The sequence below is a fragment of the Dysgonomonas sp. 511 genome, from assembly GCF_010501105.1.
Classification (GTDB): Bacteria; Bacteroidota; Bacteroidia; order Bacteroidales; family Dysgonomonadaceae; genus Dysgonomonas.
On record NZ_QVMQ01000019.1, the window covers coordinates 49253 to 61451 of the forward strand.

General features: G+C 44.4%; 7 protein-coding genes. 2 read left to right on the forward strand and 5 right to left on the reverse strand.

The features are described from left to right. Positions 1 to 154: 154 nt before the first annotated feature. The 5 genes from D0T57_RS09860 to D0T57_RS09880 all read right to left on the reverse strand — a co-directional run bounded on the left by D0T57_RS09860 (position 155) and on the right by D0T57_RS09880 (position 9048). Complete coding sequence (locus tag D0T57_RS09860; RefSeq protein ID WP_163273327.1) at positions 155 to 5026, reverse strand: SusC/RagA family TonB-linked outer membrane protein; 4872 nt, start codon at positions 5024 to 5026, stop codon at positions 155 to 157. A gap of 54 nt (positions 5027 to 5080) precedes the next feature. Continuing rightward, a complete protein-coding gene (locus tag D0T57_RS09865) occupies positions 5081 to 6091 on the reverse strand; it encodes a GldM family protein (protein WP_163273328.1) in 1011 nt (336 codons plus the stop codon). 65 nt (positions 6092 to 6156) lie between these two features. Continuing rightward, positions 6157 to 7359: a carboxypeptidase-like regulatory domain-containing protein gene (locus tag D0T57_RS09870; protein ID WP_163273329.1), complete on the reverse strand. Its 1203-nt coding sequence runs from the start codon at positions 7357 to 7359 to the stop codon at positions 6157 to 6159. Between the two features lie 83 nt (positions 7360 to 7442). Then, positions 7443 to 8423 carry a FecR family protein gene (locus D0T57_RS09875; RefSeq protein ID WP_163273330.1) on the reverse strand — a complete coding sequence of 327 codons (981 nt, stop codon included), beginning with the start codon at positions 8421 to 8423 and terminating at the stop codon, positions 7443 to 7445. Between the two features lie 49 nt (positions 8424 to 8472). Further along, positions 8473 to 9048 (reverse strand): RNA polymerase sigma-70 factor, encoded by a 576-nt coding sequence (locus D0T57_RS09880; protein ID WP_163273331.1) that lies wholly within the window; start codon positions 9046 to 9048, stop codon positions 8473 to 8475. 249 nt (positions 9049 to 9297) lie between these two features. Here D0T57_RS09880 and glpA point away from each other — a divergent pair, with 249 nt between their 5' ends. Further along, positions 9298 to 10941 (forward strand): anaerobic glycerol-3-phosphate dehydrogenase subunit A, encoded by a 1644-nt coding sequence (glpA, locus tag D0T57_RS09885; RefSeq protein WP_163273332.1) that lies wholly within the window; start codon positions 9298 to 9300, stop codon positions 10939 to 10941. Then, entirely contained in the window at positions 10938 to 12197 is a 1260-nt protein-coding gene (gene glpB, locus D0T57_RS09890; RefSeq protein WP_163273333.1) for a glycerol-3-phosphate dehydrogenase subunit GlpB, read from the forward strand. Before glpA ends, glpB begins: the two co-directional genes overlap by 4 nt. Positions 12198 to 12199 lie beyond the last annotated feature (2 nt).

Genomic DNA, 12199 nt, shown 5'->3' on the forward strand with positions numbered 1-12199 from the left:
AGCCATCGGTCACATACTTTAGTATGCTCCCTTCTGTCTAAAAATGAGCGGCTTCGCATCTAATCACTTTTTGAACACTTCACTACAGAAACACAAAGAAGGTGTCCTTTATTACTTTGGGGACACCTTCTTTATCGTTTATAAAAAGATAACCTTAAAACTCCCAGTTCAACAATACTCCAATACTGCGAGCACCCGGCACATTAAAGTAATCCAGCCCAAACCCATTAGACGAGCCTGTCAGGTTTGTTTCAGGGTCTACACCTTTGTACCTGCTATACAGCAATATATTGGTAGCAAAGACAGAAACCTTCATTTGTCCGCCATGTTTAAACAGGTTTAAAGGAATGCGGTATCCCAGCGATATTTCCCTGAGTTTGATATAGCTGGCATCTTGAATACCATCTTCGCCAACACCATATTGCCCGTAACGTACCCAGCGGTTTTCGCTCAGATTGTTACCATAGAAGTTTACAGGGATATCGTTTATCCTTCCATTCGATAGCACTCCCGGGAATATATAGTTTGTCGTATTTCTATGGTCGGCAGAATATTGCGATGTACCGTAATAATTCATTGCACTCATTGTGCCGTTCCACATTTTCCCTCCTTTTTTGTAATCGAACAGAGCCGACAGGGAGAATCTCTTATATTCCAATGTGTGCCCCCAGCCTAATTGCCAGTCAGGATTCGGGTTGCCCAACACTTTATGTTCGCTGCTCTCGACAGGAAAACCGTCATCGCCAATAATCATACGCCCTTGCTCGTCCCGTTGGTAAGCTGTGCCATACAATACTCCAAGCGGCTGACCCTCTATGGCATACGAGCCCACTGCCCCTTCTATACCTGCCAGCATCAGCGTCCTTCCTCCCAGGTTGGTAACACGGTTTCGCTCGCGGGAGAAAATCAACTGGCTACGCCATGAGAAATTCCGGTTTTGAATAAGGTATGCACCGATTTCGGCTTCGAAGCCATTAGTCTTAAACGTTCCGCAATTTTCGAGGTGTACAAAAGAAGCGGTTGTCTGAGTTGGCAATAGCTGATCTTTACCCTTCTTCCAGTACCACGAAGCGGCAATATTGAGACGATTGTTCCACAAGGCCATATTGGTTCCTATTCCATAATGCCTGATCTGTTCGGGTTTTACGTTGTCGGACAAAACCACTTCCCGGCTTTCGAAATGTTGTGAAGCATCATTCAGGTTGTATGTCGCCGAATTGAAATAAACAGGGTCTATATATAGCGGTATTTCTTTATTCGCCTGCGAAACATTTGCATGCACTCTCATATAGGTAAGCAGGTCGCTTCTATACAATTCGTGCACATTGAATCCCATACCCAACGATGGCGAAAGCAATGTCGTATTATTTATCGAACTCCACTCCCCACGCATAGCAGTTTCCACATCGATCATCCGGCGATACCCCAGGTTTACTTTACCAAAGATGGCATTGGAATGGCGTCTGAACGATTGTTCGTAAGGTATGATACTGCCTGCCTGCTGAATATTGTAATTGCCTGCTTCGGCCAGATGATAACCGTCGAGCCTGTCGATGCTGCGTTTCGAGGTTGTATATTCATACCCTGCTGTCGAATTGAGTTCGAAATTATCCCAGTGTTTATCAAATTGTACGGAAAATCTGGATAGCAAGGATTTAAACTTTTCATCCCGTTTCATGATATGTCCGGTTGGCATATAAGCCGAGCCCAGATTCAATGCGGTTTTGGCGTCGTTTGACAGGTAATCCCCGTTCAATTGATATTTGAAAGAAAAGGCGTTATTCAGTTTGTAAGTCAGGTTTACATTAGCTATCAAGCGGTTTGTTTCGTCGCTGAACGGATTATTCTTTGTTGTCCAATACGGATTGTCGGCTACATTACCTGCCGCTTGCTGACTGCCATCGCCAGCGGTGTATGTACGGTTGTCGAATGTAGGAGGCGTAAGCAATATCCCCTGCATAATGCTCGACATATTATAACCGCGTTGCAAGCGTTTACCCTTGCTATTCTTGTAGTCGAGGTCGGCACTGAAGCTGAACTGGCGGCTCATCTCGCTACTCAATTTCAAACCGATAGAGTTCTCTGCAAATTTGGATTCTGGAATAAAGCCATGCTGCGTATTATTACCCAATTTCAGACTGTGGAACAACTTATCCGATTTGCCCGAAAGTGTCAGGTAATTTTTAAATGAATATCCGGTTTTGAATATATCGTATGCGTCGTATGTAGGGGCGTTTACCGATTTCGCATCGGGTCCCCAGCTAAATGGTTCGTTTGCCGTATTCCACGTAGGAGTCCCATTGTCGGGACGCCCTTGAGCAAACCGGCGTTGCAGCTTGGGCAGGCGGTTTGGTTCTTCTATAGAGAAAGAGGAAGACAATGAGACCATCTTGTTTCGTTGTTGCGCCTTTTTCGATGTAACTATCAGCACACCGTTGGCGGCTCTCGATCCGTACAGCGAAGTAGCAGAAGCATCTTTGAGGACGCTGACACTCTCCACATCATTCATATTCATCTGCGAAAAATCGGCATACTCTACAGGCGAACCATCTATTACTACCAGCGGGCTGTTGCTGCCCATTATAGAAGCATTGCCCCTGATGCGAACCCTTGACGGATTGCCCGGTTCGCCGGAGGTTTGCGAAATCTGTAATCCTGCTACTCTTCCTTGTAGCGATTGGGAAGCCAACAATTCGCTGCTCGACACGCTGGATACTCCACAAGTTAAGGTACTTTTTCTGGATACCCCATAGCCTACAACCACTACCTCCTCTAAGTTCGAGTTGTCTTCATCCAACTGAAAATCGGGAGCACTTACACTTTGTGGCGTTGAGGTTGGTTTTGGAGTCGGCGATTTTTTTATCGGTTGTGCAGCCCGTACCACATCGTCTACTGCGAGGAACGAAGTATATTGCGTAAGGAGGTTGTATTTTAGCCCCAGGTTGGTCACCCGTTCAATCTGGCTCGCACTACGCTGATGATTGCCATAATCGTCTCTCCATGCGTTAATGCTGCCTTCGTAGTATTGCGCATAATCGTCGATATAGCGTATCTGGTTGCGTGCCCATAGGTAGCGTAAGGCCTGATTGTTTTCGGTGCGTGCTTTAGCTATATCGAATTTTTGTTCATAGGCAGTATTTCCGGCAATACCGCTGACAGTGATCGTGCCTTCTGCCGGAGATTTATATTTCCCATATATGAGAATAGGGCGTTCGGCAAACACATCGGGTATGGCTACAGGTTCTACATCATATACATCGAAGTCGCCCCAGTCGACAGATATATCGGTCAGTACAGGCTGCGATATTTCTTTGATGGCTTTCTTGCCCATAGCTTCGGCTTGTGTATGATTGGTGATGATATACGGTGTTCCCATTCCGGCATGCGCCAAGCCTTCTATCATATAGCGGTTTACGCTCGACCCTATCCCAAAGGGGAATAGATTAGCCTTGTTCAGATTCTCGCGGATATAATTGAACGCTTCCCTTTCTACCGTAACATAACCATCGGTAACGATGATAAAAGTCCGTGAGAAACCTTCTGTTTCTTTAAAGCTCATGGCATTCTTAACTGCCGAATAGAGCTGGGTGGAACCGCCCCCCTGCTGTTTGTCTATCACATCCATCGCTTTTTTTATATTCTCTTTTGTAGCCGCAACCGATTCTTTATAAAGCATCTTATTGCCCGACTCGAACAACATGACATTGAAACGGTCGATAGGGCGGAGTTCTGATACCAGATTACGGATCAGTTCTTTGGATACACTAAGCGGAAAGCCGTGCATAGAACCCGAAACATCGACTATAAACACATATTCGCGTGGAGGAATCTGGTCTGATGTCGGCTTCTTGGGCGGTTGCATCATCAGCAGGAAGAAGTTTTCGTCACCATGTTCGTAGCGCAACAATCCCGATTCAACCTGTCCTCCCTGCAATTCGTACTGGAGGATATAGTCGCGGTTTCCTTCATTATCTTTCGGGTTCGATAACAGAACAGATGCCCGGTCGGGTGTATCCGATTCGATAGCAAGGTTGTGCGACGCACTGCTGATCTTACGTATAGGCATACCCGCCTGTATGGTCGTCTTGATAGAAAACTCAGGTTTTTTATCGTTCTCAAACATGTCGATAGTCTGATTTACCCACTGTTCGCCCGATTCGGAATAGCGGGGACCTACTACAGTGGGGTATATAAATTCGTATATTCCGGCATTGTGTTCGAGAAGTTCGGTATATTTCATTTCCACTACGATGGTGTCGCCGGGCAATATATTGGCCACATTCATCTGGAACACATTCGGCCGATGCTGTTCGAGCAAGGTAGTTGATTTGCCTTCCGATTTGGCTTGCTCATATTCTTTTCGCGCCTGTTCTTTCTTCTTTATCTTTGCGTCGATGCGCCTGTCGCCTATAGTCATAGCCATAGCATATACGGCAGCCCGAGTAGAGCCGGGGAAAACATATATGGCCTCCAGCGTATCTTTACTTTGGTTGATGTATATCTGTTTTACGCAGACATCCGCAATAACTCCGGCAATATTTGCGGTTACATCTGTCTTTTTAAGAGGCATCCAGGCATCTTTCGGCGAGTTGCTTTTCACAAGGAAGTAAGGAGACAGGGATTGCCCTTCCTTGGTAGGGACAACCTTGATGGGTTCTGCCTTCTTCTTCTCCGGTTCTGTTTTTTTCGGCTCTTTTTTCTCTTCCGGCACTATGGGCGTTTCCGGCTTAACGGCTGTTGCCGGCTGCCCTATCGGCTTCGAATTTTTTGTAGTGACCTTCATCTCCGTTGTTTTCATACCAACGAATGAAAATATGAGCGTGCTTCCCAGAGGTGCTTTTATCTCGTAATATCCGTCGAGGTTTGTTATTGTCCCATTTGTAGTTCCCTTCTGCACTACGCTAACCCCTATTATCGGCTCTCCATCCCTGTCTTTGATGACTCCCGAAACGGTACGCATTTCCTGTGCAATAGCTGCGGTGCAGATAAACAAAAGTAGTATTGTATATAAGGTTTTGAGTTTCATATATTTATTCTTTTTCTTAATTAATAGACCTGATTTTACGCTTGACTCAGTAAGTTATTCGATTTCGAGTTCTAACGGATCAATATCCATAACTGCATGTTCTGCCGTTCTCACCTGAATATTCTTGATGTATATACGGCTGTTAGGCGATAAATCCTTAATCCAGTCTTTTTGCTGTTTCGAAAACCGAGCAGAAGTGGAGCTGATGCCACTGATGAGATCGTCTTTGTCAGACAATGTGAACGAGGTGACCTGATAATTGCATTTCATACCCGGCGAAAACCATAGTTCGAGGCGTCCCGATTGGATAAGCTCCCACCGGTTTATCCGCCCCCTTTCCATTCCGCTAACTGTGGCATAGGGTTTGTCGAGTGTAAGCACGGCAAACCGTTTTTGCTTAAATTCCCTCAATGTGCCATTCGTATTTAGTACGCGCATTGTCAGTAATGCAGTCCCTGTTTTTTGTGGACGGACTATATAATTTATCCTGTCGGCTTTGGTTATAGTGCCATTGTCTATAGTGACGTCTATTTCGGCAAATTCGTCTTCATCATCGTAAATAATAAGAGGATTGTCGGCAAGGGCATAGAGTATATCCAACTCTTCGTCTTCGGGCTCTTTAACATTCTGGGTAAGCATTGATAGTATCCCCACAGCACAACCGGGTTTCCCCTGGTCGAATGACATGACTACCTGGTAAGTCGCCGCTTTGTTGCATGCAAAGTCGAACCGTTGCAGGTCGGTAGCTGTTTGTGTGTCGAATGTGCTGCCTATGAGTTTATCCTTCAGGTATAGTTGCAGTATTACCTTTCCTTCCGATTCTTCAGCATTGCAAACATTGAAACGGTATGTGGTATTCTTGCTCAACAAGAGCGGATATTTGGCAGTGGGAATAGCTTTCCCCGGTTCGGGCCCATCAAACTTTACCTTAAATTCGCGCAAGTACTCAGCATTGGCACCACTTTGCGAAACAGCCTTATCTACCAGTGTGTTGTCACACTGTGCGCTCATCCGACCGCAACAGAGGCAGATGGCAATCAGGCATAGTAAACCGATATGTTTCATAATCTTAATCTTTAATTTCGTGTATTTCATTCCTGCCGGTTGGTACCTGAATCCGGTCGGGATGATTACTTTTTTGAAAAAATGCCTATTTCGGCAGAAATTTTTACGCTATAGTTATCTCTCTCCATCTGAAACCATTGGTGAGATAATGAATAGTGCCATGTATTGCCTCCCCCTTTGCCCGAATAATTGATGCGCTGCCCGTAATGAATGGACTTGGGCGCAAAATCATCGTTCGACCTGCGACGGAGTTTTCCGGTATCCACGAGTTCCGAATCGTTGGCATAGAAACTGTAGTCGTTGGGGAATACGCCTTGTATGGCTACGAAAAAGCCATTAGGAGGAACAAATATCTGGTATTCGGAAAGGTTGACATCAAACCATCCGTTTGTATCTTGCGGAGGCTGAATCACAAGTATTTCCGGCAGGATATCTTTTCCGGGGGCATTGGTCAATGTATCCACATCGAAGATACGTACACGGAAGGGAGCTTCTACGTTTCCTTTGTTGGAGAGGTGGTAGCTAACCTTGCGTATATATCCGTTCAGGTGCTTCTTGTTCTCTATGTATAAAGCTATCTGCTGTCCGTGGGTATCCAGATATATCGAACCCGTAGTGAATATATTCCTGTTCCCCAGCGTTTTGCTTTTCTTGGGGAGCTTGGTAGCTGTTACAATCACCGATTCTATATTCAGAGGTTTTTCTTTTAATGCAATCCTTACTTCGGGTTTAGCCAGCAATGTGTCGGTGCCGAATGTCCGGCGTTCGTAACCCAGGCAAGATGCTGTAAGGCTGTCGGCCAGTTCGAGTTCCGATAATGTAAATTCGAAGAAGCCGTTATGGTCGGCAACCACCCCTTTGGGTTTTCCTTTTATTTGCAGCGTGGCATAAGAGATGGGACTTCCCGATGTTTCGTGACAGATAGTTCCTTTTATGGTGTATTCTTTTACAATGATCGTTTTCTTTGGAAAAAGAATCAGTTGTCCGGCATGAACCGTGTAAGCTATTTTCTTATAGGGCGCAAACAATTTATTGAGAACCGCCAGCAGCATCTGATCCTGGGCTGCAAGTGTTACGGGGCTGCAATGCGAAAACAGGTCGCTCGAATATGAAACATGGATACCGGCCGTCGCCGCAATTTTTTCAATGGCCTTTTCCATAGGCATAGCATTCAGTGAAACGCTGATACGTTTCTCAAGAACCGTATTTTGCGCAATTATAGGAATTGTTCCTACACACAGAAATATTATGAATACTATACTTTTCAAAGTTGTTTTTCTCATTAGACAAGGCTAAAAGTTAATACCCCCAAAAACGGAGGTAAAATATTATTTTTTCGAGGAGAAAAGTATTACTGAGAGGTTAATAATATCCCGCCTGCACTATCCTCTGCCCTTATCTGTAAAGTCAGTTCGATGATTTGCATAATTTCTTCGAGGCTCAGCCGGTCGAATGTACTGGTTATTTGCAGATTGGCAATAGAACCGTCTACCGATACGGGGATGCGGTATGTATTTTCTATAACTTTGGCAACTTCACTAAGTGGCGATTGTTGGAATACAAGTATTTTTGTTTTCCACGCCAATGAATTAGGGTCGGGATTATTGTTCTTTTCCAGTTTTCGCTGTTTCGTATCGCAAATTCCCTGTTCACCTTTTTTCAGTTCTATATGTCCGGATTTCCCTTCGGCAGAGAAGTTGATCACACCGGTAGAAACGGTAACCACTACCTCTCCGGCATCTTTAGCCGCTTTTATGCCGAACGAAGTGCCTACCACCTTCGTTTGTGTGTTGTTTGCATGTATGATAAATGGCTTGTGTGCATCGGGGGCTATCTCGAAGAAAGCTTCGCCTTCGAGATATATCTCGCGGGTATTGCCGGAAAATGATTCGGGGTAGCGCAGCGAGGAAGAACGGTTGAGCCAGACTGTACTGCCATCGGATAGCTTATATTCAAGCATTTCATCATCACCGGTATTCAGTGTCGAAAGGTTTTCGGCAATATAATTATTCGAGGCATCCTGCCCGGGAGTGCTTATAATGTTTATTAATATAATCACAATAGCGGCAACTGCAGCTACACTTCCTATCAACGAAAAGAATCGCAAGGGTAAGCTCTTTTTCTTCGCACCACCGATGCGAAGGTTTACTTTCTGTAGTGCCTGTTCTACATCCGGCGTAAAATCATCGGCAGGAATTTGCTGCCATATCTTCGAAAATTCATCCATTACCCCCGGATGCTGTTCGCTCCATTCGCGGATTTGCTGTTTCTCGTCATCGTTGCATTCTCCTGCAAGATAGCGGGCAATCAACTCGTAAGGAATATTTTTCATATCTGTTTTATTCTAAGTCTTGTATATTGTTAGACAATGGCGAAACCTGTTATCCCCAAACCAATAGGTATAAAATGGAGATTAATGGCAACTTTTTAAGTTTTGGTTGTAAATAGTCGCGTAACTTCCGCAGGGCAATGCCCATCTGGTTGTCGATTGTTTTTTTCGATATGTTCAAATAGTCGGCTATCTCTTCATATGTGAGCCCCTCGTGTTTGCAGAGGATAAATATCTCGCGGCACCTTTCGGGCAAAGTATTTATCCCCGATTGTATCAGTGCTGCAATTTGCGCATCCGACATTTTCTCGTCGCTATCATGCCCTTCCACGTATTCCGAATACACATCGAGGTGACGCTGCTCTGTCTGTTGTTTTTTTATAACGTTCAGTGTATAGTTACGCGCAGAAGTATATAAATATGCCTTTACGGATGTATCGATATTGATTGCCGCAGCCTTTTCCCACAAATGGACAAACATATCCTGTACACTTTCTTCCGCATCTTCATGCGAGAGGCATATAGCAAACGAGAACCGGCACAAGGGGACATAATATTTTCGAAAAAGCATATCGAAAGCATCTTTATCCCGGTGCTTTATCCTTTCAAATAATTCAAATTCGTCCAATGTCTATGTATTTTATTTTAACAGTATATTCGTTTTATATAAGAGTATTATTCATCTGGAAATCAAAAATACACAAATTATTTCAACCGAAAGATATGAAGACCATTTCGTACACTACGATTATTTAGGGTCTCAGCATAAAAAACAATATAAAAAGTTTTGTTTTCTTCCGTTTATTATCTTTATTTGCATCATATTGTTTCGTTTTAGATTTTAATCGTTTGCTTTTAATATTTATTTAGTAAGACAATGAAAGGTTTTGATGTAATAATCATAGGGGGAGGAGCAACAGGAGCCGGCATAGCACGAGATTGCGCCAAGCGTGGAATCAACGTTTTGCTTCTCGAACAACATGATATAGCAACGGGGGCAACAGGGCGCAATCATGGATTGCTGCATAGTGGTGCACGATACGCAGTAAATGATCATGAATCGGCTAAAGAATGTATCGACGAAAATAATATCCTAAAGAAAATAGCGCCTCATTGCCTCAAGCCATCAGGCGGTCTGTTCCTTACCCTCCCCGAAGACGACCCTACCTATCAGCAGACATTTGTAGATGCTTGTTCAAAAGCCGGGATCAGCGCCGAAATTATAGATCCGAAAGAAGCCTTATTGCTCGAACCATCTGCCAATCCCGACATTATAGGGGCAGTAAAAGTACCCGATGGCTCTATCGATCCGTTCAGGCTTACTTTATCAAACATTCTGGATGCTAAAAAATACGGTGCAACCATCTATACATACCACGAAGTTTTGAAAATACTAAAAAATGGAGATCAGGTACAAGGCGTGGCGGTTTGGGATAAAATAACGAAAACAGAGAAAAACATCCATGCTCCTATTGTAGTAAATGCAGCCGGTATCTGGGGGCAGAAAATGACTGTGTATGCCGATATCAATCCCGTGAAGATGCTTCCCGCCAAAGGCTCTTTGCTTATCATGGGGCACCGGCTGAACAATATTATCCTGAACAGGTGCCGCAAGCCCGCCGATGCCGACATATTAGTTCCCGGCGAAACGGTTTCCGTTATAGGTACTACTTCTATGCGTATTCCTTACCAAGACATTGACAATCTGACCATAACCACTCAGGAGGTAGACCAACTGATAAGGGGAGGCAGCAAACTATCCCCTATTTTGGCAAAGACTAGGATATTACGCGCTTATGCAGGTGTCCGCCCATTGGTGGCAGCCGATGGCGACATTGGCGGGCGCAATATTAGCCGGGGCATTGTATTGCTCGACCATGAAAAACGCGATGGGCTGAAAGGGTTCGTATCTATAGTCGGAGGCAAGCTGATAACATACCGCCTGATGGCAGAAATGACAACCGACCTGATCTGCAAAAAAATGAATCTCACGGCAGGCTGCACAACAGCGTCGGACAAACTTCCGGGAGCTTTGGATGATAAAATGCCAGTAGAGTCGAACCCCTCAATCTCCCGGATGCAAAAACAAGTACTGATGTCGCGCTATGGCGATTTGTCGGGTAATATATCGCCCGAGATAAAAGACAAATATCTTGCCTGCGAGTGCGAAGAGGTATTAGCCGACGAAGTTAGGTCGGCTATCCATAAATTTCACATCAGCAACTTGTCTGATCTTCGCCGCAGAACACGCCTGGGGATGGGCACCTGTCAGGGTACGCTTTGCGCATGTCGTGCTGCTGCTATAATGAATGAAGAAAAGGTAAGGTGTGATTATAATGCCAAACAGGATTTGATTGATTTCCTGAACGAGAGATGGAAGGGAATGCTTCCTATAGCGTGGGCAGACACATTACGCGAAAGCGAATATATGAGCTGGCTCTATCGCGGCATGTTCGGGATGTCGGCTAAAAGCAGTCCACTACAAAAGGAAAGAGTAAGCACAGTTAAACAGACTCTATGAAATTCGATACTATAATAATAGGCGGGGGGCTTGCCGGTCTGGCTTGTGGCATCAGGCTTGCCCAAAACAACCAGCGATGTGCCATTGTTTCGTCAGGACAAAGTTCTTTATGTTTCTTTTCGGGTTCTTTCGATTTGCTAGGACATACATCCGAAGATAAACCAGTATATGATTTATTAGAATCTCTTTCGATATTAGCCAATAAAGACAAAAAACATCCCTATTCGAAAATCGGAGTTTCTAAAATCGAAAAATTACTGGAACAGTCTTATGCCTTACTAAATAATCTGGATATAAAAATGAAAGGCGATGTTCGGAAAAATCATTTCAGGCTGACTCCTATGGGTACGACCCGGCCAACCTGGTTGTCGGTAGATACCCTGGCTACCAGCCCATCGGCCGACAAACTGCCTTGGCGAACATTAGCTGTATGCAACCTACAGGGATTTACAGATTTTCCTCACCAGATATTTGCAGAGCAACTGGCATCTTTGGGCGTAAAAGTAAATACACATTCTATTAAGGTTCGCTTTTTAGATAGCATAAGGCAGAATGCAACAGAAATGCGTTCAGCAAGCATTGCACGCTTACTCGAAAAGACGGAAAATCTTGAAGAGCTGGCAAAGGCTTTGAATCTGATAGCAAAAGACAACGATGCTATTCTCTTACCGGCAGCATTATACAGCGCTGACGGCAAAGCATTTGGCAAATTAAAAAACATGGTATTGGGGACTGAATTGTTTCTGTTGCCAACTATGCCTCCATCGGTTGTCGGATTGGAAATAGAATCTTCGCTTATTACTGAGTTTAAAGCACATGGGGGAGTATTCTTTGCAGGTGATTCGGTTTTGAAAGGTGAGATCCAATCGGGTAAGGTGCAATGTGTTTATACTGCCAATCATGGAGATATCCCTATGGTTGCCGATAATTACGTATTGGCTACAGGCAGTTTTTTCAACAAGGGGCTTATTGCTACCAACACCTCGATATATGAGCCGATATTTGATTGTGATGTAGAATTTCTTCCAAACCGGGGAGACTGGTATTCGAAAGATTTATTTACAAAGCAAAATTATTTTGGATTCGGTGTTAAAACCACTTCTTCATTCAAAGCCCTGTCGGGAGGAAATCCGGTAGATAACCTGTATGCCATAGGCTCGGTATTATCCGATTTCAATCCTGTAGAAGAAGGTAGTGGAGCCGGGGTTGCCTTGCTGACAGCTTTAAATGTCGCTAACCATCTATTGGATAAATAAGC

What these genes read in the sequence shown, in the direction of transcription:
- D0T57_RS09860 (WP_163273327.1), bottom strand. Translation starts at nt 5,026, where the DNA reads ATGAAACTCAAAACCTTATATACAATACTACTTTTGTTTATCTGCACC.
- D0T57_RS09865 (WP_163273328.1), bottom strand. Translation starts at nt 6,091, where the DNA reads ATGAAACATATCGGTTTACTATGCCTGATTGCCATCTGCCTCTGTTGC.
- D0T57_RS09875 (WP_163273330.1), bottom strand. Translation starts at nt 8,423, where the DNA reads ATGAAAAATATTCCTTACGAGTTGATTGCCCGCTATCTTGCAGGAGAA.
- glpA (WP_163273332.1), top strand. Translation starts at nt 9,298, where the DNA reads ATGAAAGGTTTTGATGTAATAATCATAGGGGGAGGAGCAACAGGAGCC.
- glpB (WP_163273333.1), top strand. Translation starts at nt 10,938, where the DNA reads ATGAAATTCGATACTATAATAATAGGCGGGGGGCTTGCCGGTCTGGCT.